This window comes from Salipiger sp. IMCC34102, assembly GCF_004145405.1.
Lineage (GTDB): Bacteria > Pseudomonadota > Alphaproteobacteria > Rhodobacterales > Rhodobacteraceae > Loktanella.
Genome location: NZ_SELQ01000009.1, coordinates 1 through 23,978, shown reverse-complemented (window position 1 = coordinate 23,978; position 23,978 = coordinate 1). Strand labels below are relative to the sequence as shown.

Sequence of the window (23,978 nt, the reverse complement as noted above, 5' to 3'; positions counted from 1 at the left end):
CGACGCCCGATTTGCAATGCCGCCCGTGCGGTGCGATGCAGGACACCTGCAATGGAAGGCCCCGCCGTGCCCTGGTCCGAGGATCGATACGTCACCGCCAACGGCATCCGGACGCGCTATCGCAGCGCGGGGGAGGGGGGCGTCCCGCTGATCCTGCTGCACGGATTGAGTGGCACGCTGGAGGATTGGTCCGAGACGGTTGCAGCCTTGTCCCGGGCACGTCGCGTCATCGCGCTCGATCTTCTGGGTAGCGGGAAGACCGACAAGCCCCCGGAGTGCAGCTACGCGCCCGACCTCATGCGCGATCATGTCATAGGCGTCATCGACGCACTTTCGCTCGACGTCGTCGATCTCGACGGGTGGAGCCTCGGGGGTCGCATCGCGCTGGACGTGGCCCATGCGGCACCGGACCGGGTGCGCCGCCTGGTGCTGACCGCGCCCGCGGGCCTTGGGCCGGACACGTTCCTCGATCTCGATGCCCCCTTTTCGGTCGTTCTGGGCCAGGCTCTCTTGCGACCGAGCGCGTCGGGGCTACGGATCATGGGCAACGCGCTGCGCAACGGGAACGGAGATCGGCTGCTGCGGTTCGCGGCCCGGCGTCTCTACCTGCTGAAGGATGGCGGCGCCCGGCAGGGGTTTCTCGGCCAGCTTGAAAGCCTCGTCGGCAGGCACGGCTTCCTGCCCGGTCCGCGCCGCGCATTGCTCGCCAAGCTGCCGCGGATCGAAACGCCGACTCTGGCGATCTGGGGGCGGCAGGACAATTTCTCGCCTTTCGCCCATTCCGGGAACTTGCGGAAACTGATGCCGAACTGCCGCCTGCACGTGGTCGAGCGGTGCGGCCACGCGCCCCAGATCGAATGGCCCGAGATCTACACTGCCGCCATAGAGGACTTCCTGGCCTGACGCGGGACGCGCCGCACGTCATGTCATCATTCGCTGACGAGACCGGGCCCAGGGCCCCTCGATACCTCTCTGCGGCTGCTTCTGCGGGTGTTTCAGCCGCGCACGCTCCAAAATCACGCAAGCCGAGGTTGACGGATTGTGCCCCTCGGCGGATGAAGGCGCATCCGTAATTCCCGCCATTTCGATCGGGCAAACGCGGTCTGCCACTTCGGGGGAGGATGATTTGAGACTTCTTGGTTATCTGGCGGCGGCGATCAGCCGGTTGAACTGGATCGTCGGTCAGACATTCTCCTGGCTGTCGCTGGGGATCGTCCTCGTCTGCTTTACCGTCGTGGTGCTGCGCTACGTCTTCTCCACCAGCTACCTGTGGCTGCAGGATCTCTACATCTGGCTCAACGGTGCGATGTTCATGGCCGTGGCGGGCTTCGCGCTGCTGCGGGACGATCACGTGCGCGTCGACATCTTCTATCGTCCGGCCCGGCTGAAGACCCGGGCCGCGGTCGATCTGGTCGGGGTGCTGCTGTTCCTGCTGCCGTTTTGCTATATCGTCGCCGTCTATTCGCTGCCCTTCGTGCAGCGGTCCTGGTCCTACCAGGAGGCCTCCGCCAATGTCGGCGGGATGCCGGGCCTCTATATCCTCAAGACGTTCATCATCGGCTTCGCGGCACTGCTGGCGCTGCAGGGGGTCGCGATGATCTGCCGCTCTATCCTGGTGCTGGCGAACCGCCGCGATCTGGTGCCGGCGCTCATGGCCTACCCGGTCGGCACGCAGGATGCCGAAGCGGCTGCAATCGAGGGACTTCACTGATGGATCCGGTCACGCTGGGCGAGCTGCTTTCGGGCCTGATGTTCTTCGGGATCATCGGCTTTCTTCTGCTGGGATTTCCCGTCGCCTTCTCGCTGGCGGGGGTCAGCCTTGGCTTCGGGGCGCTGGGCTGGGCGCTGGGCGTGTTCGATCCGTCGAACTTCGGCTCGCTGCCCAACCGCTACATCGGCTTCATGACCAACGAGGTGCTGGTGGCGGTGCCGCTCTTCATCTTCATGGGCGTGATGCTGGAACGATCCCAGATCGCCGAGCAGCTTCTGCTGACCATGGGCAAGCTGTTCGGCAACCTCCGCGGCGGCCTTGGCATGTCGGTCATCATCGTGGGTGCGATGCTCGCGGCCTCCACCGGTGTGGTGGGGGCGACGGTGGTGACGATGGGATTGATCTCGCTGCCCGCGATGCTGCGGGCGGGCTATGATCCGAAGATATCCACGGGCGTGATCTGCGCTTCGGGCACGTTGGGGCAGATCATTCCGCCCTCGACCGTGCTGATCTTCATGGGCGACATGCTGTCGGGCATCAACAGCCAGGTGCAGATGGCGCAGGGCAACTTCGCACCGGTGCCGGTTTCGGTCGGGGACCTCTTCGCGGGTGCGCTTCTGCCGGGGCTTCTGCTGGTCGGGCTGTATCTGGCCTACACGATCTTCAAGGCGATCACCGACCCCGAGGCCATGCCCGCGACCCCGCTGGATCCGGCGGAGCGGGCGACGCTGGGACGCGACATCATGGTGGCATTGGTACCGCCCCTGCTGCTGATCATGGCGGTCCTGGGCTCGATCCTGGGCGGTATCGCCACCCCGACGGAGGCGGCCTCGGTCGGGGCCGTGGGCGCGATGATCCTGGCCGCCCTGCGCTGGCGGCTGTCGTTCTCGATCCTGCGGCAGACCGTGATCAGCACGGCCACGATCACGTCGATGGTCTTCATCATCCTGCTGGGGGCGTCGGTGTTCTCGGTCGTGTTCCGCCTGATGGGCGGCGACAACCTGGTGCACGAGTTCCTGTCGAACCTGCCGGGCGGCACGCTGGCCGCGGTCGCGGTGGTCATGGGCATCATGTTCCTGCTGGGCTTCATCCTGGACACGTTCGAGATCATCTTCATCGTGATCCCGATCACCGCCCCCGTTCTGCTGGCGCTGGACGTGGACCCGGTCTGGCTGGGCGTGCTGGTGGGGGTGAACCTGCAGACGTCCTTCTTGACGCCGCCCTTCGGCTTTGCGCTTTTCTACCTGCGCGGCGTGGCCCCGGCCGAGATGCCGACCTCGGCGATCTACAAGGGGATCATCCCCTTCGTGATCCTGCAGGTCGTCGCGATCGCGCTGCTCTTCGCATTTCCGGGTATCGTGACCTGGTTGCCGAGATTGATCGCAGGGTAGGGGCGCTGTCCCGCCAGCGGACCCCGTCGAGCAAAATGGCAAGGCGGCAGGTGCTGCGCCCCGAACGCGAAAAGGCCCGGACACTGCTGTCCGGGCCTTTCGTCTTGGGCGATCCGCCGGATCAGAGCGTCAGGTACTTCTGGCGCGCCTGAACGAAGGGGCTGTCGATGTCCTGGGTCCGGGACCGCAGCACGTTGAGCGACTCGACGAAGCTTTCGGCCGTTCTCTGGACAAGCGCATCGCCGCTGTCGCGCAGTTCGGTCAGAACCTCCATCGACGCTTCCGCCCCCGCTTCGAGAATGCTCTCGGGGAATTGCAGCACGTTCACCTCGTGATCGTTGATGAGGGTCTGCAGCGCGCGGGGATCGTTGGCCGCGAAGTCGGCCGAGACCATGTCGTATTCCGCCTGGGAGCAGTCGCGGACGATTGCCTGAAGGTCTTCTGGCAGTTCCTGGTACTTGGCCTTGTCGACGACCAGCTCGGTCGCGAGGCCCGGCTCCACGAAGCTGGGGAAGTAGTAGTTCTTGCAGACCTGGTAGAAGCCCAAGGCGAGGTCGTTGTAGGGCCCCACGAATTCGGCGGCGTCCAGCGTGCCGGATTGCAGCGCCTGGAAGATTTCGCCCGCGGCCATGTTGGTGACCGTCGCGCCCAGTTTCTCCCAGACCTGGCCGCCCAGGCCGGGGGTGCGGAAGCGCAGGCCGCTAACGTCTTCGACGCCCATCAGCTCGTTCTTGAACCAGCCGCCCGCCTGGGTGCCGGTGTTGCCGGACAGGAAGCCCTGGACGCCGAACTGGTCGTAGACCTCGTCCCAGATCTCCTGACCGCCCATGAAGCGGACCCAAGCGCCCAATTCCTGAGCCGTCATGCCGTAGGGCACGCCGGTGAAGAACGCCAGGGCCGGGGACTTGTTCTGCCAGTAGTAGGCGGCGCCGTGGCTCATCTCGGCGGTGCCGTCGATCACGGCGTCGAGCGATTGCAGCGGCGGGACCAGTTCACCGGCGGAGAAGACCTGCACCGTCAGGCGTCCGCCCGAGGCGGCCGTGATGCGATCGGCCAGGCGCTGCGCGCCGACGCCCAGACCGGGGAAGTTTTTGGGCCAGGTGGTGACCATGCGCCAGGTGATATTGCCCTGTGCGACGGCCGGTGCGGCGAGCGCCGTCGCTGTGGCACCGAGTACGCCTGCGCGCACGAATGAACGACGATCCATCATGTATCCTCCTGTTACATGGAACGTGGCAACCGACGGTCGAGGTCGGCGTGGTGCGGGCATCGAACCGATACGCGGGCTAAATGTCCACCGCGTTCTTGCAGTGCCGGACGGACGGCGGTCGTGCCATTGCGCCCGAAGGGCGGGCCGTGAACGCCGCCAGGGTTCAGCTTTGCGCGGCAAGCGATTTCTTGGGGTCGAAAAACGGGATGGGCACCACCACGCAGGCGCGGGTCTCGCTCAGCTTGTTCACCTCGAGCCGCGTGCCGATCTCGGCATGGGCGGAGGCGATCATGGCAAGGGCGATATTCTTCTCGAGGCGCGGGGAGTAGATGGCCGAAGTCACCGTTCCGACCTGCGCGCCATCCTTGAGGACGGGCCAGAAGTAGTCGTTGGACCCGACGAATGGATCCCCCTCCACCTCGACGCCGACGAGTTTCTGCGAGACGCCTTGCGCGTGGATCCGGGTCAGGGCGTCCTTGCTCACGAAATCGGCCGACATGTCCAGATCGACGAGTCGGCCCAGGCCCAGTTCGTAGGGATTGTTCGCAAGGGTCATGTCCGCATGGTAGGACAGCATACCCGCCTCGATCCGCCGAATGCTGGAGGTATGGCCGGGATGCAGTCCCAGCGGTTCGCCCACGGCCATCAGATGTTCCCACAGACGGTCGCCCGCGGACCCGTCCCGCAGGAAGATCTCGTAGCCCAGTTCGCTCGACCAGCCGGTGCGAGAGATGATGAGCGGGACGCCGTCCCAGTCGTGTTCCATGAAACGGTAGTATTTCAGCTCGGACGGGGCGTCGCCGAAGGCCGCGCGCAGGATCTCGCGTGATTTCGGACCCTGAAGCTGCAAGGGCGAGACATCGGGTTCCGAGATCTGCACGTCCATGCCGGAATGCACCGCAAGGCCACGCGCCCACAGGATCACGTCACTGTCGGCGATGGAGAACCAGAAGCGATCCTCGGCCAGTTTTAGCATGATCGGATCGTTGATGATCCCGCCATGCTGGTCGGTCAGCAGGACGTACTTGCACTGGCCGATCTGCGTCTTCGACAGATCGCGGCAGCTCATGAACTGGGCAAAGCGCGCCGCGTCCGGTCCCGTGATCTCGACCTGCCGTTCGACGGACACGTCGCACAGGATCGCCTCGTTCACGAGGTTCCAGAAGTTCTGCGCCGGATCGCCGAAGTCGCGCGGAATGTACATGTGGTTGTAGACGGAAAAGCCCTTCGCCCCCCATCGCAGGGCCGCGTCGGAATAGGGGGACTTGCGCACCTGCGTGCCGAAGCTGAACTGGGCAAATTCGAGTTCGTGCGCCATGGTCTCTCTCCATCTTGAGGGGTGTTAGCCGGATGGGCGAAGCCGATCCCGCAGTTCGTTCTTCTTGATCTTTCCGGTCGTGGTCTTCGGAAGATCGCCGAAAACGATCTTCTTGGGGCGCTGGTATCCCGCCAGCCTCTCCCGCGCATGATCGAGAAGCTCCGTCTCGGTGGCGGCACCGGCCAGCTCGACGAAGGCGCAGGGCACTTCCCCCCAGGTCTCGTCGGGCATGGCGACGACGGCGACGAGGCCTACGGCGGGGTGGGAATAGAGCGCCTTCTCCACCTCGATCGAGGAGATGTTCTCGCCGCCCGAGATGATGATGTCCTTCGCGCGGTCGCGGATCTCGATGTAGCCGTCGGCGTGCTGCACCGCGATGTCGCCCGACCAGAACCAGCCGTCCTTGAACGCCTTGGCGGTTTCCTCGGGGGCCTTGAGGTAGCCTTTCATCACGATGTTGCCGCGGAACACGATCTCGCCCTGGGTTTCGCCGTCCCAGGGCACCGGCAGACCGGTCTCGGGGTTCAGCACGAGCACGTCTTCCTCCAGCTCGTAGGCCACGCCTTGCCGCGATTTCAAGAGGGCGCGTTCGCCCATGGGCCGGTCCGACCACGCCGGTTTTTCGGCACAGACGACGGCGGGGCCGTAGACTTCCGTCAGCCCGTAGACATGGGTGATCGAGATACCCATCTCCTCCATCTTGCCGATGACCGAGGCCGGGGGCGGTGACGCGGCCGTCATCATCTTGACCTTCTGGGAAAACGCGCGCTTCTCGGCGGCACCCGCGATCATCGACATGATGATGGGTGCACCGCATAGATGCGTGACATTGTGGTCGGCGAAGGCGTCGTAGATCGCCTCGGCGCGGGGCGCGCGCAGGAAGACGTGGCAGCCGGCCAGAAGCGTGATCGTCCAGGGAAAGCACCACCCGTTGCAGTGGAACAGCGGCAGCGTCCACAAATAGACGGGATGATGCGGCATCTCCCAGGTGACGACATTGTTGACCGCGTTGGTCCAGGCCCCACGGTGGGAATAGACGACCCCCTTGGGCCGGCCCGTCGTGCCCGACGTGTAGTTGAGCGCGATCGCGTCCCATTCGTCGTCCGGCAGGGTGTAGCCGAAATCGGGATCGCCTTCGTCCAGCAGCGCCGCGTAGGTGAGCGCGCCGATGCGCTCTCCTCCGGGGCCTTCGCTGTCCTCGATGTCGATGACCAGAAGATCGCGACCGGACGCGGCGATGGCATCGCGCGCCAGGCCTGACAGTTCGGTGTCGACCAGAAGCACCTTCGCCTCGCCGTGCGACAGGATGTAGGCGATGGTGCCCGCGTCGAGCCGGGTATTGTTGGCGTTCAGCACCGCGCCCAGCATCGGCACGGCCAGCGCGCATTCCAGCGCTTCGGGGATGTTCGGTGCGAGCAGCGCCACGGTGTCGCCCTTGCCCACGCCGCGCGCGGCGAGGGCCGAGGCCAGCCGCTTGCACCGCACGGCAACCTCGCCCCAGGTGCGGCGGATCCTTCCGTGGATCTGAGCGGGCAGTTCGGGATGGACCCGTTCGACCCGTTTCAGGATCGATACCGGTGACAGGGCGGTATGGTTGGCGTCGGTGCGCGCCAGTTCGGGTCCGTCGAAGATCATTCGCCCGTCCAGTCGGGCATGGGCTCCTTGCGGGTGAAGGCACCGATCCCCGCCTCGGCGTCCCGGGCCATCATGTTCTCGGCCATGACACGGCCGGCGTAGGCATAGGCGTCCTCCAGCGGCATCTCGCGCTGTTCGTAGAAGGCACGCTTGCCGATCTTGACGGCGGCGGGGGACTTCTCGGCGATCCTGCGGGCCAGTTCCATCGCGGTGTCCTCGAGCTCGGCCAGCGGGACCACGCGGTTCACCAGGCCCATCTCGGCCACGCGGGCGGCGGGCAGGAAGTCGCCTAGAAGCAGCATCTCCATCGCGTGCTTGGCGGCCACGTTGCGTCCCAGCGCCACCATGGGGGTGGAGCAGAACAGGCCGATGTTCACACCCGAGGTGGCAAAGGTCGCGTCCTCGGCCGCCACGGCAAGATCGCAGGAGGCGACCAGTTGGCAGCCGGCGGCGGTCGCGATCCCGCGCACCTCCGCGATCACGGGCTGCGGCAGGCGCACAACCCGCAGCATCATCGCCGAGCAGAGCGCGAAGAGATCCTGGAAATACTGGTAGCCCCCGTCGGGGTCCGAGCGCCTTGCGGTCATCTCCTTGAGATTGTGGCCCGCGCAGAAATGCCTGCCGCCCGAGCGCAGGACGACGGCCTTGACGTCGGCATCGGCGGCGATGGCGTCGAATGCCGCGGACAGGGCGGACAGCATGGCCTCGGACAGAGCATTAATCGAGCCGGGCGCGTTCAAGGTCAGAACGCAGACGCCGCCCGTATCGTGCCGCTGGAGGAGGTCATCCGTCATCGCGGTGGCGTCAGGTGTCATCGTGTCTTCCTCCGACGTCTGATAGAGCCGCCCGTTGAGCAGTTCCCGAAGGCAGAAGCAGGTTTCTTGAGGTCTGGATTGACCACGGCAGCAAGCGCATCGTCCGGCTCGCCTTGCGCAAGACCCATCATCGCACCCCTCCCTTGCGAAAATGTCGCCCATCTCGAGATTCGATCAAGCTCTGATACCCGGTGGAGCATACATGGCGCACGCCTGTCCAGTATTTCGGAGCCCGATCCCGCCGCTCACGGCGTTGCGCACATGGTGCAAGGCGCAACGGGCCGCGTCGATCACGTTTTTAGCCTTGCGCGCAAGTCATCTTGTCGCAGGACCACGGTGAAATCTCCGGAAGGCTAGACCGCCAGTGCCGCTTCGCTCAGTTTTCCGGAGCATCAGGTTTACGGGTCTCGCAAGGCCGATATCCATGACACCACCCGCGGGGCATGACGCGCTTGCTTTTCGATCGAGATCACCACCCGAACGTGCCGCCTTGGCCGGGGCGCAAGGCGCAGCTTGCGGTTAGGGCGGCCCCATGACTTTTACGTACCAGATGCTCGATCCGATAGACAGTCAATCGAGGGAAATTTGGCTCCGGCGGTAGGGGCGGGAGACCATTAACGAAATCAACGTGTTGGAGAGCGACTTCTCTGCGTATGTTCGGAGGAGTGCCACAGAAGAGTCGCCCGGGCAAGTACCTCGTGGTGACACCAAGTGCGTAGAGGGGGCAGAGGCAGGGCTCGCTGGCCGACGAGAACGGCCGCAGCGTGGGCAAGCAGTGCCTCTGTCTGTTGCTTCGCGGCCTTCCTGACCGATGACATCCAGGAGACCTTCGATCACGCCCGCTCGGCAGAGGCCCTGTCACTGATCGCCGAGATGGGGCGAGCCGGACACGCGAACATGTTTACCCAAAACCGCCGCCTCGTCGACTTCAGGGGCGAGGTCATTCGGAACTTGCATGCGGTGGAATTGGAATGGTGTAGTCGTCGATACAACAGCGCTTCTTCGATGCTTTCCTTATCAGGCGGGCGGGGCAGCTACGGTTGCATGAGCTTGATCGTCAGAGCAGGATACAAAGGATATAACGTCTTTAATAGAACTCGGCCAATTCGGCTTCATTATCGGCACATCACTGGGATGAAATCAGGACTGGCAATCCCCGTCGCTTGATTCGTCCGCGGGGATCAAGCAGAAGTAATTAAAAAAAGATTTGAGAAGGGCAGTATCATGACAAACGCGTCACCACAGGTTCTCAAGTTCGAAAAGGAAATTCGAGACCGCAAGTCGAACTACGACAACTTGGAACAGGTTGCAGCGGCAGTGAGAGAGAACCTCGAGAGCTGGGGCATGAGTTTCACCGAGCAAATGATCTCGGACCTCGATGAGGCAGTGCAGCGGGTGCGAGCAACGGAGCAGGATGTCGTGATCCTCCGGAAGAACTCCATAATCGCGGATCGGGAAAAGTGGTATGACGGTCCTCGAGGCAACGATCGTCATTGGCCTGCACTTCACGCCTATCTTCTGAACACGAAAGGCTGGGCCGAAGAGACGATCCGGTCGCTGGATGAAGCGTCCAATGAAGTGGTTTCACTCCTCGACAACCCCGCGAAGGATCAGTTTCGATGCCGTGGGCTTGTCGTTGGCTATGTCCAATCCGGAAAGACGGCCAACATGACGGCCGTGATAGCGAAGGCCGTCGATGCTGGCTACAACCTGATCATCGTACTGGGCGGCGTGACGAACAAGCTCAGGAAGCAGACCCAGGATCGCTTTGCCAAGGACGTTGTCGGAAGGCACAGGCACCTGTGGGAGCTGTATACCACCAGCGACGAAAATGGTGACTTCAGCCATCCTGCCAACGGCGCCTTCACGATGCCGCATGAGGGTCATGCGCAGCTCATCGTGATGAAGAAAGAGGTCAGCCGCCTCCGTGCCCTACGTAAGACGATCAGGAAGACCCCGAAGATCGTCATGGACAAGCTAAAGGTTCTGCTGATCGATGACGAATGCGATCAGGCATCCGTCAATTCATCGAGGGGGGATTTCGACATGACCCGGATCAACGAGGCGATCCGGCAAGTCTTGGCCGAGCTACCGGCAGTCTCGTATGTCGGGTATACCGCGACACCGTTCGCGAATGTTTTCATCGATCCGTTCCCGTTCAATCAGGAGGATCTGGATGATCTGTATCCTGCCGACTTTATCACGGCGCTCGAGAAACCGATCGGTTACTTCGGGGCGGCAGAAGTATTCGGAAGCGACTCGGCCGAAGAGGAAGACGACGGTCGCGACATGGTGCGGCTGCTTGCCAAGGAAGACCCGGACCTGATCCGACCAACCAGAAACGACGAGAAGGAAAGCTTCCGTCCGATCATGACGGCAAGCCTCGAGAATGCGATCATGTGGTTCCTCGCCAGTTGCGCGATCCGGCGGTCACGTGGGCATCAGGACAAGCACATGTCGATGCTGGTTCACTCGTCGCAGTATGTTGCCCAGCACGATTACATGTCCGACCTGATCAGAAACTGGATCGAAACGCATGGCCCCGACATCGTTTCCGGTTCCGGAGAGACGGGCGCACGGTTCGACGCGCTTTTCCTTGACGAGGTCGAGCGCACGGCGCCTCCGGGCGCGGACCGGATTCCGGAGAGTCTCGAGACCGTCCGTGACTATCTGCCGGATGTTCTGGCCGCGCTGACCTTCCCGGTCGAAAACGGAAAAAGCGATCGGCGGCTCGACTACGAGAACGGTCCCGTCACTTGCATCGTGGTCGGAGGCACGGTCCTGGCGCGCGGCCTGACTCTCGAGGGTCTGACAGTGTCCTATTTCCTGAGGACCTCGAAGCAATACGATACGCTTCTCCAGATGGGGCGCTGGTTCGGATACCGGCCTGGTTACGACGACCTTCCGCGGCTGTGGACCACTGCGGACCTGATCGCGAATTTTCGGGCCTTGGCGCGAATTGAAGAGGAGATCAGGGACGACATCGCCGAATACAACACCCGCAATCTGACGCCGATGCAGTTCGCCGTTAAGGTCCGGTCGATTCCCGGCATGGCCATCACGTCGGCCGCAAAGATGAAACACGTTCATCGGACCAGCATGAGCTACGACGGCCAGCATGTTCAGACGATCCGCTTTGATCACCGGAAAGCGGATATTCTGCGGGGCAACTGGCGCGCTGCAGCAAACCTCGTCGACGCGTGCGCCGAGGTGGCCGCGACGAGAGCGGACGAGGGGAGCCACGTGCTTTTCAGACAGGTGCCTTTCGAAGCGATCCGAAGCTTCATCGTGGCAACCGACATCTGCAATGAGCACATGGATCTGAAGAAGCCGCATCTTCTCGGATATCTTGACGAGATGGGAGAGACATTCGGACCTTGGAACGTCGCCGTCATGCAACCGCGGAGCGACACGAGCTCAACGCGGGAACTCGGTGAACTTGGACAGGTCCGGACGATACGCCGTTCGCGGCTGGAGGCGTCGCCCGATCACTATGCGGACATCAAGGCGCTTATGTCCAAACGGGACATTCTTGTCGATGCAGAGCCCGAACGCATAGCCGAATTCGACGGAAAGGAAGACTGGACGAACCTGAAATCCCTTCGGCCCAAGGTGCCCTTACTGCTGCTTTACCCGATCGATGGCAAATCTCCACCAAAGGGGCCAACGAAGACGCGTGTTCCTCTCGACGCAGTCGAGGATGTCATGGGGTTCGGTATCGTCTTTCCGGGGCAGAAGGATCGCTCGGGCGGCTACTTCGCTGTGGAACTGGATGCACCGGCCGCGGATCAGTTCGAAGAGGACGAGTTGGAGGAAATCGGCGAACCACGGGAGCCTCAGGATGCCTGACGGCGCACGGGAGTTCTGGAGCCGTTTGAGGTCGACCGGTGGAGGTGACGGACGGCTCGAGGTGCCGACCCTGAACAGCCGCGTCGAGACGGGATACGGTCCGGCCCTGTATGCCGTGGGGCCGGAGGGCGAGCCGCGCTTGCTTGTTCCTTTCGGCAGAAGATCACCGCCGAAGGATCTGGGATCAGGGCCGAACCTGTTCGCCGACGTTAGCACGTTCACTATGGACGGAAGCTCTGTGTCCTTCATCGACGTGATGGTTTCCGACCGAAAGCTCGACAACGTCTTTGCGGAGCTGGCAGGTGAAATCCTGATCAGACTTCGCGACGGGCAGGCGCCTGCCAAGGCCGTGTCGGGAACGATATCGGATTTCAGGGCACTTCTGATGGGCCGTGGCCGCAAGGATCCGTCGTCGGCAGAGGTCATGGGGTTGGTCGGCGAGTTGCTGATCCTGAAACGGATTGTGGATCTGAAGCCTGGCGCCATTTCATCGTGGACCGGGCCCTTCGGCCAGCGACACGACTTCCGGAGCGGTGACCGTGCGCTGGAGGTGAAGACGTCGGGACGTGCGGATGCCGGGCGTCTGGGCATCAATGGGATACTGCAGCTCGATCCGCCGGGGGGGGGCACACTTCTTCTGACGCACGTTCGCCTGGAAAGGGCTGAGGAGGGTAACCTGTCTGTATCCGGTCTGTGCAAGTCGATCATCGAGGCTGGTGCCGACTCCCACCGTCTGACCGAGGCTCTGGGCAAGCTGGGGTGCGACGCGCCTGATGACGACAGGTGGAACCGTACGCGTTTCTCTTTCGAAGGCTTGGACATCTATCGCGTAGAGCCGGGGTTTCCGCGACTGACGCCCGGTGATTTCTCGGCCGGTGTCTTGCCGGCAGGTGTCGCGAGGCTTTCCTATGAAATTGATCTTTCGCATGCTCGCGACTTTCTTGTTCCCCACGAGGATATGGAAAGCGTGTTGAAAGGATTTGCGGAATGAAGTCGATGGAGCTCTACAGCGAACCTTTCGCCACGACGGGAAATATTACCGGCGAGGGCTTCAGACGCCTTCTCGGGCGGCCGGCGCTCGGCCTTCTGCAGACGGTTATCCGCGAAGCGTTGCAGAACTCGATGGACGCCACGCTGCCGGACCAAGGACCGAAGGTTATGCTGCGAAGCCGGGTTCTTCGGGGCGAGGAATTCGCTGCGCTCCGCGGTCGCGTGTTCGCGGAAATTCCGAAGGACGCCGACGCTGCTCTTCTTCAGGAGGAGCTGATGGGAGAAAGCCTCGAAGTCTTCGAGATCGCTGATTTCGGGACAAGCGGGCTTTCGGGGCCAACCCGAGCGGACCTTGTGGCAGATGGGCCGGAAGATCCGGATTTCGTGAATTTCATGCGGAATGTCGGCGCCGCCCGCGACACCCATCATGGCGGTGGAACATATGGTTACGGAAAGACGTCGCTTTATGCGTTGAGCCGCCACTCGACAATTCTCGTCGACAGCCAGACGACCTGCGACGGCCTTCCGGTTCGCAGGCTCATGGCATGCCGCCTTGGCGGAACCTTCGCGGCGATCGAAGGTGATGTGCGGAAGCGATTTACTGGGCGACACTGGTGGGGAAGTCTCGACGGTACGAGCGGAGTGGAGCCGTTCTCAGGGGATGAGGCTATTCGTCTGGCAGGCTTGCTCGGTCTGCCCGAACGAAGCGCCGAAGCGACAGGGACGACGATCATGATCGTCTCGCCCCGCCTCGATGAGGAAGACGAAGAGGATGAGCGGCTCCCAGTCGGTCCGCATCTGCTCGAGACCGTCCTTTGGAATTTCTGGCCGAGGATGTGCAGGGACACGCCGGGTCATCGGAAGCTCTCGGTGTCCATCGACGTGGAGGGACAGAATATCCACGTTCCCGATCCGGAAGACTATCCGCCGCTCGATCATTTCGCCCGGGCGCTTTCGGACATCAGGTCAGGTGGCGGCCAGATCGTCCGCAGCCAGCGTCCGGCCATGGATCTGGGCCGGATTGCCATGGTCAAGGGGTTGCGCTCCGATCGGAATCCGGCCGCACTGCGTGCCCATAGCCCGTTCCCGAAACAGGCCAGCCACATCGCGCTGATGCGGCCGGTCGAGCTGGTCGTCAAGTATGTCGAAGGCGAGGCGTTCTCGGATGCACGGTTCGAATGGGGGGGCGTTTTCGTCTGCTCGGATGACGACGAGGTCGAAGCGGCATTCGCCGACGCCGAACCACCGGCGCACGACGACTGGATTCCTGACAACCTTCCCAAAGGACGCTCGAAGACCTTCGTGAATGTCGGACTGAAGCGGATCAACGAGGCCGCGCGCACCTTCGCCAATCCGCTGTCCGCTTCAGGACAGTCGGAAGAAAAGGGACAGTCCCTCGCGGCCACAGCGACGCTCATGGGCCGGTTGCTGGAGGGGGGATCGGCCAAGGGCCCCGGCCGCCGAACCGGAGGCGGCGGAGGTGGAACGACGAAACGGACAAGAGTGTCTTCGCCCCGCTTCTCACATCTGGAAATCGATGCCGGGCGGAAGATCGCCGTCTTCGAAGCGGATCTGTCGAACGATGGACGATCAACAGACCTTGTCCTGAAGGCCGTGCCGCACCTGGTCATGGACGGGGGTATCGCATCTCCGGATGATGTGGACGTCGGCTTTACCGGGCAGGTCCTCGACCTCACCGTCGCGGACGCTACGGAGCCGGGCGAGAGCATGGCAATCGGCACCATGGCGGGCAGGGTCGTCTGCAGGGTGCCCGTGCCCGAAGAGGCGGCCATCGGGTTGCGGCTGTCGCTTGAGGAGGCGGGCACATGAATCAGCGTGTTGCATTTCCCTTCAGTCGTCTTGATCCGGCCTCAGTGGGGTTCATGGGGTGGCGGCTCGGCGATCCGGGTGAACCGCTGGTGCCGGCCACCGATATCTTCGAAGGCTGGGATTATGAACGGGACCTGGAGGTCAGTGTCGGTTTCGAGATCGATTTCGAGCGGGCGGCGGCGCAGCTCGACATTCCGCTCGACCAGCTTTCGATGGCCCTTGTCCTGAAAGCCGGAACCGGCTCAGGGAAGATGCCCAGAAGAATGGACCGAATCCAGACGAGAAAGCTTGTGCCTTCCGCCCCCGAATTCGAGGCCCGTGCTGTCGTGACGGGATCGCGCTTGTCCGGGCGCCTTCTGCTGGAGGCAGGGATCGTGCTGGATGCAGAGCCTGTCAGTCCCGGTGTGCTTTCGCCGGCAATGACGGGCGCCAGACTCTGGACAGACCGCAAGGACATCCTGCTCGAGGATGGCGGAGCAGCACGCTTCCCACTCGAGACCATCAGTTTCGCGTCGGCATTCACCGGCCAGCCGCATGCCTCGGCACCTTGGTATGTGCATTGGCGCAGCGGCTTGCTTGACGCCGACTTCGGCGGTGCCGTGCGGGTCTACGTGAACGCCGACAACACCGAACTCTGCGAGCGCTTCGTCGCGGGTGATCCGGCGACGGTCCAGGCGGTGCTGGGGGATGTGATGTCCCAGATGATCGAGAACGTTGTCGCCATGCCCGATTGCGACGAGGCGCTCGCTGACTGTGTCGAGGGCTCGGTGGGGGATCAGGTCAGGAACTGGCTGGACATGGCGTTCCCCGGGCAATCCCTCAACAAAATCAGGGCGGAGATGGCCGGCGCTCCGGGACGTTTCCGCGCAACAATCATGGCTGCTGCACAGGTCGGAGAAGGCGAATGACACGTGTCCTGCTGTTGCCTCGCCTGAACGAGCTGGGCGTGATGCAGATCATCGACGACGTCGGGAGCGAGGTGCCGACCGTGAAGGAAGTGCTCGACATCCTCGACGAGCATTCCTCCTTCCTCTGGTTCGCCCCCAGCGGGGGATCGGTCAGTGCCGAATCCGCTGTCGATATCGCCCGGGAGATCAGGCAGATCGCGGAAAGGCACGGGTTTCCGGAAAGCTCGGACCAGAAGTCGCGCTCTGCATTCGACGCGGAAGTGACCACTTGGCTCGGCGATCAGGACATCCTTTCGACGGGCGAGGCCTTGAGGGACGACGTCTGGGCATTCCTGTCGTCGGCGCTTTTGGCCGATGTCGTCTCGTGGCGGTTCCCGGATCGCAATCTGGAGCGCTTTCGGGGCGGCGTGCGCAATGCGTTCCAGAGACTCTGGATCCGTGGGGTCACCCTCGATCTCGGCCCCGGCTCGGTCGACAGGTGGCAGTTGGTGCACGCCCTGAGTGAAGACGCGATGGTTCAGATCTTCGAGCGCGCATCACTTGCAGGGGACCGCAAGCTGGCCCGGGCCATTGCGTCCGCCTGGATGGTGACATCCGGGCGTATCGGCCGCGGGCGCATGGAGGAAGTGATGCGTGCCGCCACGAAGATGGTCAGGCTGCGCAACGAGATCATCGATCTCGGGGAGTTGGAGCAGTCGGTCCTGACACGGGAGATCGAGAAGATCTTCTTTCGCGTGGCAGGCGTCACGGACGACCTTCCCGCGTCGCGCCCGTTCGCAACCGCGGAAAGCTGAGCCGCAACCTAAAGCGTAGCGGAGGGTTCAACCGACAAGCCGCAGGACTGCCTTCGCGATCTGATAGGCAAGGTAGGGGGGAACCGCATTTCCAACCTGATGATACTGCATGGTCCTCGGACCGCAGAAGAAGTAGTTGTCGGGAAAGGTCTGAAGCCGAGCAGCCTCTCGCACGGTGAGAGAGCGGCATTGGTTAGGGTCAGGATGGATGAAATAGTGTCCGTCCTTGGATATATGGCTCGTCACCGTCGTCGATGGACGCGTAGCGACCTGGGTCCGGAAGCGGTCCGCGAAGTCTCCCGAGCCGCGGTTTCGATGCTCGGGCTGCAGAAATTCTGGAAACTGCGAGAGCTTCGGCGCCTGGTCATGGACGCGGGAGTACGCCGCCGAGAACAGATATCGGCCCAAGTCCGCGGGGATGTGCCCCCGGGTCTCGTGGTGAAGCGACACGGCGAGCGTGTCGTCCAGTAGCCAGTCGCGAAGGTGGTTCGGAAGGAATTCGCCGTTACCTCTCATGCGCGCTGTCCGAAGCTCAGGCCGGGAGTTTGCCTTTGCGACATCACGCGCGATGTGGCGGACATCAGGCTCTATGCCCTTGTCGCGCGCGATCCGCTCGGCTTGTTCGCGCACAGCCTCGTGCCAGGCCGACGCGCTGTCCTTGCGACTCAGGCCGCTGCGAAGGCGCCAGAGGTCATCGATCGCTTCCGAAACAGTGACAGAGGGCTGGGGTTCCCCGAGCAGTGGAGCATCGATTGCGGGAATCGGAATGTCATTGCGGATCCCAAGCACGATCACGCGATGCCGAGCCTGCGGGACGCCATGTTGCTCTGCCCGGATCAGGAAATCGCGGCCATCCGCTCTTTCACCGTCGGCAGGCGGCGTCGTTGCAAGAGGCAGAAGGCGATACCCATGTTCGCCGGCGGCTTCGAGATCATCGAGCACGCGACTGAAGATGCCGCCGCCATCGACCCTGGACGACAGCATTCCCTTGACGTTCTCCATGATGAACACGCTTGGTTCGAGGCGGTTCAGGATCCGCACGTATTCACGATAGAGATAGTGCCGGTCATCATCTTCCGGCACGTAACCCTGCTTGCCCTTGTTTCTGGAACGCCCGGCGAGGGAATAGGCTTGGCATGGGGGTCCTCCGATCAGGATCGTATCGCCGTGATGGATCTCGCGCGCTCTGTCCAACTCGACGGCAAGCTCCTCGAAAACGCCCTCTTGGCCGAGCACCCGTTGTCTCACCTCAGCGTTGGCTTGCTGCCAGTTTGACGGATACAGCTCTGTCCAGTCGGGCAGACCACGACCCGCATTGAGCGCATCATGATACTCTCGAGGGAAATTCTCGAAACTGCGAAGGAACGACCGAAGGCGCAACGTCTGGACCGCATGGGGCTCCATCTCGACCGACAAGTGGATGCGCGCTTTCGCCTCGGCTTCCTGGCCAGCGCGCGAAAAGCCTTCTCCCAGCCCGCCAGGCCCGGCAAAAAGGTCGATGATTGCATATTCCTTCGCCAAACCACACCTCCGGATTCGAGGTGTTCTACTAGGTTTGCCGTCAGGAACCAGGTCGAAAATCTGCCAGTTGGAGCCAAATCATTGTCATGACAGACATCGTCGACAAGAAGACGCGCTCGCGGATGATGTCTGGCATCCGCGGCAAGAACACCAAGCCCGAGATGCTTCTCAGGAAGGCGCTCCATGCCGCCGGATATCGCTATCGTGTGAACGTTCGATCATTGCCGGGGTCGCCGGACATAGTTCTCCGCAAGTGGAATGTCGCGGTTCAGGTACATGGATGCTACTGGCATAGACATGCAGGATGCCCCAAAGCCACGATGCCTTCCAGCAATGTGGAGTTTTGGAGGGGGAAGTTCTCCGCGAATGTGGCTCGGGATGCTCGTGCTCTGGAGGAGCTTCACCAATTGGGCTGGAGAACTGCGATCGTCTGGGAATGCGCAATCGGAAAGCAAGCGGACCAAGCATTGATCGAAGAAGTCATCGATTTCATTCGAAGTGGCAGTCGGCATCGCGAGTTCGGTTGAAAGCCATTGAACGGTGCTCGCCAAGCGCACGCACCGACGCATGGTTATTGCTGCTAATCGGGCTAACCTGCGGCGGAAATCGCAAAATTAGCAGATCCCTGTTCGCCGCTCATCGCCGGGTTTTCGCCGAGCCTCCAAAAAAGATTGCGCCCGCGTTTTGGAGCCGCCCCGCCGGGGCGTAGGTCCCTCTTGTAGCAAAGAGGAGACCAAGATGTCCGAGGATAAAACGCAGACCACCGAAGATGAAAACCACGCCGGATACCTGACAACAGCAGACGTCGCCAAGAAACTGCGGCGACACCCTCGGACGATCCGCGACTGGATCGTGAAAGGGACCGTGACCGAAAGGGGCAGGGTGTTCCTGGACGGGACAAAGCCTGGCAAGAGCTGGCTCGTGCACCCCGATTGGCTGGCGCTCTTCGAGCATCGGATCCGCCCCGTACGGAGGGCGGCTCTCGATCTCGAGTGAGCGCCAGCCAAGCACGGGAGTGAAGACATGACGGTTCAAGATCAAATTCGGGATTATCTCGGGGCGTCCGGGAGCAGCAAGCGAGCGCTCGCCCTGCAGGCGGGTCTGAACCCGCGGGCTGTGCAGGATATTCTCGAGATCCCCGGCATCCGGTCGGACAGGAAAACGCTCGATGCGCTCGGCGAGGTTATGGGTATCCACTTGCCGATGCCGGCGGGTCAGATGACCTATTCGCGCCTGATGAGCGACCTGGCCCGCCCGACAGGGGATGAGAAATCCGACAGCCGCAACCGTGTGCTCATCTCCCGTCTCAAGGCATTTCTGAAGGCCGCGGGTTGGGTGGCCGAGATCGAAATCGTGGATCGCCGGCGCGCGATCGAGAAATTGTCGAGTTGGTCGGCTGCAACCCTCGACCTTACGGAAAACAGCTTCGCCACCTACAAATCCGACATCCTGGCGGCTATTCACTCTCATGGCGGTCGAAACCGGCCGTCCGGAATTCGGGACGTGGCTGGCATCTATCGCGAAATCCACGATGTGCTGTCGGAGTCCGATTGCCCAGATGACCTGAAGCTGATCTCGGGGACGTTCTTCCATTTCCTCTACCAGCGGAAAATTTCACCTTGTGAAATCTCCACAGAGGTCCTGCACGAATACTATCTGCACCGGCTCGCGGTCAGCCCGAAGGGTGAGGCGACTTGCAAGAAGCACGTGCAGCGCATCTCGGCGCTCTGCACACGCCTCGCGGCCGATGCAGACTTCAGCTCCTATGGGTTCAGCGTGGTGGAGCACCCGTTCCCGGACGGGAGGAACAAGTATGGCGTCGATGCCTCGGTCTTTTCCGAGTTGCTCTCCGAGTTCGACGGGCCTGTCAGCCGGTGGCTGAGGGGCGAGGCATCTCGTGATGGGCTGTCGGAAGAAGCGTTCCTCGCGCAGTTGGACGCCGACGAGTCCACGCTCCCGGTGAACCCGAAGAAAGCCCTTCTGAAAAAGAAGAACGGGGGCCGAAAGCGCACCGAGGAAGAGCGGCAGTCGGCTGGTTTCCTCCTGCCCGGACAGACATGGAGCGAGAGGACTCTCGAAAACCGGCGCTACCAGCTGATCGCGGGAGCGAAGGCGCTCTACGCCTCGACAGGATATCTTATTGAGGACCTGACAGAATATACTGATCCGGATGTCATCGAGAGCGTCCTCGACGTTCTGAGTTCCGGAAACTCCGACGACGAGTTTCCCAGCAGTTATGCCGAGTCGGTCGGGAAGACGCTGAAGAAGCTGGCGCGGGACTACATCGGTCGAAGCGCCGACGACGTGAATGCCATCGCCGGGCATATCAACGAACATGCGATCGGCGAGACTGGCATCTCGCGTCGTAACAAGGCACGGCTGCGGCAGATCATCGGTGATCGCCAGCAGCGGCTGATCGATCTGAGCGACATCCTGACCGACGAGGTCAACTCGATCATCGACAATCGGAAACGGAAGTGCCGCGGCAAGACCAGGATGGACCTGCTCGGACCTGAAGAGGCCCGGGACATCATGTGCGCCATCGCCAGCGACATTCTACTGGCGCGGGCACCACGGCGGGCCAACATCACTGGCATCCGCATGTCCTGGATTTCGTGGATCGGAAATACGGCACGTATCGTCGTTCCGAATGTGCAGGTGAAAGGGCGCGACAGCGACGATCCGGACCTGCATATACCGCTTGATGAGCATGCTTCAGCCCGGTTGAAGCTGTTTGTCGAGAAGGTCCGGCCGAAGGCTCTGCGAGCAGGAGACGACGAAAATCCATTCCTTTTCCCGTCACAGGGGGAAGGGGGCGAACCGGGGCAACCCTATGCCGGCTTGCTCGAGCGTCTCGTCCGGCACACGAAACGGATCGTGGGGTTCAAGATGAACCCGCATCTCTACCGGCATTTCCTTGGCTGGCTCTGGCTCAGGGAAGACCCGGATCGGCTGCCCGATGTCCAGCGTCTGCTCGGTCACAAGCGACTGGAGACGACGCTCGCGCACTATGCCGAGATCGACGAGGACCTCGCCCTCGACAGGTGGAGCAAATACCTCGCCGATCAGAAGTCCCGGAAGCCCGAAAAAACAAAGAAGAAAAGGAACAGAGGATGAAGACCCCACTTCAGAAGCGATCGGATCACGGAAAGCTGCTCCGCACCCGCGTGGACGCGATCTTCGACCAACATTCCCGTCTCGTCGTCGACCCTGAGCCGGGACCCGGGTGCACCTGCCAAGCCCATCAGGCGACGCGATCGGAACGACCGGCCAATGCAAAAAGGCGGGAGATCTCCTGATGCGGGTCACGAAATCTCAGTCCGGGCGGGCCGCACTGTGCTCCTCAGAGGAATTCCGCGAGGCCTTCGGCCGGGATCGACCAGGCGTCGATCCCGGGCCCGTTCTCCGCTCGGTGCGTGGCTTTTCGGAGTGGCGCGGCGATGTGCGCTGGCCCATGCCCGTGCCGGACCGCACGGAAATATCCGGCTATCTCGGTGCGCTCTCCGCGCGCCTCGGGACAGAATATGCTGCTTCCGAGCTCGCATACGTGCAACTCGGTGCGCCCGTCCTGTGGGGCGTCCCGGTCGCGGGCATGATTGGCCAGGTCCTGCGCCAGAGCCGGTGCACTCCGAAGGTGGGGGCAAAGTCGATCGACGAGCGCGCTCGGTCAGCAATCTCGTCACTCCCAGAGGAGTGGCAGGGCAAGCTCATAGCGAAACTGATCAGTGAGCCTGGACCTCATTCCGAGAAATGGAGCGCGAACCATGTTCAGGCCGTGGCGCATGCCCTGACGCGATGGCGTCGCGCGTCGGCCATTTTCGGTCGAGAGGTGCCCCCCTCGGGTACCTCGTTCAACGTCTACGCGACGGACCTGAGGGCCGACGGTGTCTCGGATCGGAGCGTCTCCGACTATCTGTCGCGCATCCTCTCCGGCTTTCGCGTCGTGGCGGATCCCGGCTTCCAGAGCGCAGGATGCGATCATGTCATCGCGCGACATGATGCCCTCGCCAAGGTCGCGGGCCGGCCGACGAAGACCGGCGCGCAGATCGTCGGCGCATCGACGATTTTCGATCTCGGCGTCGATCTCATGGCCGCGGCACGGGAGAATGGCCTTCGAGGTCTGCATGTCGCACGTGACTTCCGTAACGGCCTGCTGCTGTCCTTTGCTGCGGCCCTGCCGCAGCGGGCAAGGGCACTGTCGCACCTGGCTATGGGGACGACCGTATTTCTCCTCGAAAAGCCCCACGTCCATGTCGTGCTGCCCGGGCGCGTGCTGAAAATGCGTGAGGCGAAGAAGCGGTTCGCCGGCTATGACAAAGTCTTGATCAACCCCGTGCTGTGGTCGGCTCTTGACGACTACCAGCGGGGTTTCCGGCCACTCTTCGATGACGGGCCGGCGCTCTTTCCGAGCGTGATCGATATGGGCGCGGCCATCACCTCGGCGCAACTTGGCCGTCTGGTCGGCGATCTCACCTGCAAGCACCTCGGCGTGCGCGTGAGCATTCATCGGGTCAGGGACAATGCCGCGACCGAGGCCTCAGAAGAAATTCAGAGCGGCGGATACCTGGCGCCAGCGCTCATCGGCAACAAGAGCGCCGCCACGACCATGGACAGCTACGATCACGCCCAAGGGATGAGGGCCGCACGCGATCATGGGGCACGCATTGCCGGCCTGAGGTCATCTCCCACGACCTTGCGCGTGTAGCCTCAGTTGGTCCGCAGGGCGGTCTGTTAACGAGACGCCGAAAGTGCCGCCGGCAAGGGAGAGCCTGGCATGGACATCGAGGCGGACGGCGAGTGCTGCCGGTGCCCACCTCGGCAGATCGGACACCTGGCACCAGACATGAACGATCGGAAGGAACCCATGCACGACTACCCTACCAGGTCTCCCGAAACTCTTGCTGCCATGGAGAGGACCCGCGCGGCGGCGAGGCGGCTCGAAACGGACGCCCGCGACGTTGCCATATGGCTTGAGGCCCGCGCTCCCGGAAGTCTCGTCCGCCTCGAGATCCAGCGGCATCATGGCTGCGAGGACCATGAGATCGCATATGTATTGCCGCACGTTGCGGAGCGTGAGACACGCCGAAAACTGCGGGCGACGGCCGAAAAAGCCCTGCAAGCATTGGGATGGACTCTGAAGCCGGAAGGGCGGGATGTCCGTTCGATATTCCTTCGTGGCGCAGGGCGCGTGCTCTCCGGCCACCAACGCCTCGCGGCAATTTCGAGGGTCGAAGACGCCATGAATGCCGCCTCGATCGGAGCTACTGAGTGGCCATCGACATGCGGACATGATGATGCCGGTCCCTGACCGGCGGTTGTAGCAGGGCTGCCGCTCACCGCCGCAGAATACCGTAATATCTGCATTTTTCCGGTTTAATTGAAAACGGGTCCCTTTCACCCGCACGGGGTAGGAAGGGCCCCTTCTCAATTTTTTCCGTCTTCTGCCGCAACGTGCCGCAACATCCGGACCGAGATTGCCAATTCTACAATTTCAGGCCCGGAACCGTCCAGCCGAGGGTGAAGTGAGGGAATGGGCGCCGTCATTCCGTTGGCCGCGCTCCCCGTGACCTGCCACTGAACTTTCATCCAGCCACGACCGGAGCCCGGTTAGTGTTTACGCCGGTTGGCGCAGGTTGAGCAATCGCCCGGCGCGCGGAGCTTTCATCTCGCGCAGCGGGGCGGGCGATTGCGGTGGTCAGGGTCCGCGCGTAGGCAGCCGGGGTCTGGTAATCCAAGGCCGAATGGGGGCGCTCGGTGTTGTAGTCCGTAGCCCAGGCTGCGATCACGATCCGCGCATGGGCCAGATTGCGGAACATGGTCTCGTTGAGCAGCTCGTCGCGCATCCGGCCGTTGAAGCTTTCGACGAAACCGTTCTGCACCGGCTTGCCCGGCGCGATGTAGTGCCATTCGACCCGGTGCTCGGAACACCACCGCAGGATCGCGTTACTGGTCAGCTCCGTCCCATTATCGCTGACAATCATGCCGGGCTTGCCGCGGCGCTCGATC

General features: G+C 62.5%; 18 protein-coding genes. 12 read left to right on the top strand and 6 right to left on the bottom strand.

Annotated features, from left to right (window positions below):
• Positions 1 to 51: 51 nt before the first annotated feature.
• From EU805_RS15120 to EU805_RS15110, 3 genes are all read left to right on the top strand, one after another.
• On the top strand, positions 52 to 903 hold the full coding sequence (locus EU805_RS15120; protein ID WP_129764821.1) for an alpha/beta fold hydrolase: 852 nt from the start codon (positions 52 to 54) through the stop codon (positions 901 to 903).
• Positions 904 to 1,126: 223 nt separating this feature from the next.
• Positions 1,127 to 1,711: a TRAP transporter small permease subunit gene (locus EU805_RS15115; protein ID WP_129764820.1), complete on the top strand. Its 585-nt coding sequence runs from the start codon at positions 1,127 to 1,129 to the stop codon at positions 1,709 to 1,711.
• Complete coding sequence (locus EU805_RS15110) at positions 1,711 to 3,102, top strand: TRAP transporter large permease subunit (protein ID WP_129764819.1); 1,392 nt, start codon at positions 1,711 to 1,713, stop codon at positions 3,100 to 3,102. The genes EU805_RS15115 and EU805_RS15110 overlap by 1 nt, the downstream gene beginning before the upstream one ends.
• A gap of 121 nt (positions 3,103 to 3,223) precedes the next feature.
• Here the strand turns inward: EU805_RS15110 and EU805_RS15105 are convergent, their stop codons facing one another.
• The 4 genes from EU805_RS15105 to EU805_RS15090 all read right to left on the bottom strand — a co-directional run bounded on the left by EU805_RS15105 (position 3,224) and on the right by EU805_RS15090 (position 8,059).
• Positions 3,224 to 4,309, bottom strand: coding sequence for a TRAP transporter substrate-binding protein (locus EU805_RS15105; protein WP_129764818.1), 1,086 nt, complete (start codon positions 4,307 to 4,309; stop codon positions 3,224 to 3,226).
• A gap of 166 nt (positions 4,310 to 4,475) precedes the next feature.
• Positions 4,476 to 5,630 carry a glycine cleavage T C-terminal barrel domain-containing protein gene (locus EU805_RS15100; RefSeq protein ID WP_129764817.1) on the bottom strand — a complete coding sequence of 385 codons (1,155 nt, stop codon included), beginning with the start codon at positions 5,628 to 5,630 and terminating at the stop codon, positions 4,476 to 4,478.
• A gap of 24 nt (positions 5,631 to 5,654) precedes the next feature.
• Positions 5,655 to 7,265: an AMP-binding protein gene (locus tag EU805_RS15095; RefSeq protein WP_129764816.1), complete on the bottom strand. Its 1,611-nt coding sequence runs from the start codon at positions 7,263 to 7,265 to the stop codon at positions 5,655 to 5,657.
• Positions 7,262 to 8,059, bottom strand: a complete 798-nt coding sequence (locus EU805_RS15090) for an enoyl-CoA hydratase (RefSeq protein ID WP_129764890.1) — start codon at positions 8,057 to 8,059, stop codon at positions 7,262 to 7,264. Before EU805_RS15090 ends, EU805_RS15095 begins: the two co-directional genes overlap by 4 nt.
• A gap of 1,245 nt (positions 8,060 to 9,304) precedes the next feature.
• Between EU805_RS15090 and EU805_RS15085 the strand changes: the two genes are divergently transcribed.
• The 5 genes from EU805_RS15085 to EU805_RS15065 are packed head-to-tail and all read left to right on the top strand — an operon-like array spanning position 9,305 to position 16,451.
• Positions 9,305 to 11,929 carry a Z1 domain-containing protein gene (locus EU805_RS15085; protein WP_129764815.1) on the top strand — a complete coding sequence of 875 codons (2,625 nt, stop codon included), beginning with the start codon at positions 9,305 to 9,307 and terminating at the stop codon, positions 11,927 to 11,929.
• Positions 11,922 to 12,920, top strand: coding sequence for a PD-(D/E)XK motif protein (locus EU805_RS15080; protein ID WP_165351980.1), 999 nt, complete (start codon positions 11,922 to 11,924; stop codon positions 12,918 to 12,920). Before EU805_RS15085 ends, EU805_RS15080 begins: the two co-directional genes overlap by 8 nt.
• Positions 12,917 to 14,749 carry a hypothetical protein gene (locus tag EU805_RS15075; RefSeq protein ID WP_129764813.1) on the top strand — a complete coding sequence of 611 codons (1,833 nt, stop codon included), beginning with the start codon at positions 12,917 to 12,919 and terminating at the stop codon, positions 14,747 to 14,749. Before EU805_RS15080 ends, EU805_RS15075 begins: the two co-directional genes overlap by 4 nt.
• Positions 14,746 to 15,657, top strand: a complete 912-nt coding sequence (locus EU805_RS15070) for a hypothetical protein (protein ID WP_129764812.1) — start codon at positions 14,746 to 14,748, stop codon at positions 15,655 to 15,657. Before EU805_RS15075 ends, EU805_RS15070 begins: the two co-directional genes overlap by 4 nt.
• Positions 15,654 to 16,451, top strand: a complete 798-nt coding sequence (locus EU805_RS15065; protein ID WP_129764811.1) for a hypothetical protein — start codon at positions 15,654 to 15,656, stop codon at positions 16,449 to 16,451. The genes EU805_RS15070 and EU805_RS15065 overlap by 4 nt, the downstream gene beginning before the upstream one ends.
• 27 nt (positions 16,452 to 16,478) lie before the next feature.
• Here the strand turns inward: EU805_RS15065 and EU805_RS15060 are convergent, their stop codons facing one another.
• Positions 16,479 to 17,972: a DNA cytosine methyltransferase gene (locus tag EU805_RS15060; RefSeq protein ID WP_129764810.1), complete on the bottom strand. Its 1,494-nt coding sequence runs from the start codon at positions 17,970 to 17,972 to the stop codon at positions 16,479 to 16,481.
• 86 nt (positions 17,973 to 18,058) lie between these two features.
• Here EU805_RS15060 and EU805_RS15055 point away from each other — a divergent pair, with 86 nt between their 5' ends.
• From EU805_RS15055 to EU805_RS17515, 4 genes are all read left to right on the top strand, one after another.
• Positions 18,059 to 18,499, top strand: a complete 441-nt coding sequence (locus tag EU805_RS15055) for a very short patch repair endonuclease (RefSeq protein ID WP_129764809.1) — start codon at positions 18,059 to 18,061, stop codon at positions 18,497 to 18,499.
• Positions 18,500 to 18,710: 211 nt separating this feature from the next.
• The gene (locus EU805_RS15050) at positions 18,711 to 18,968 is read left to right on the top strand and encodes a helix-turn-helix domain-containing protein (RefSeq protein ID WP_242494194.1); all 258 of its coding nucleotides are present in this window, start codon (positions 18,711 to 18,713) and stop codon (positions 18,966 to 18,968) included.
• Between the two features lie 27 nt (positions 18,969 to 18,995).
• Positions 18,996 to 21,089 (top strand): site-specific integrase, encoded by a 2,094-nt coding sequence (locus EU805_RS15045; RefSeq protein WP_129764808.1) that lies wholly within the window; start codon positions 18,996 to 18,998, stop codon positions 21,087 to 21,089.
• A 181-nt stretch (positions 21,090 to 21,270) separates the two neighbouring features.
• Positions 21,271 to 22,677, top strand: a complete 1,407-nt coding sequence (locus EU805_RS17515) for a site-specific integrase (protein WP_165351979.1) — start codon at positions 21,271 to 21,273, stop codon at positions 22,675 to 22,677.
• An 877-nt stretch (positions 22,678 to 23,554) separates the two neighbouring features.
• Here the strand turns inward: EU805_RS17515 and EU805_RS15040 are convergent.
• A partial coding sequence (locus EU805_RS15040; RefSeq protein WP_129764807.1) for an integrase core domain-containing protein occupies positions 23,555 to 23,978 on the bottom strand: 424 nt, incomplete at its 5' end.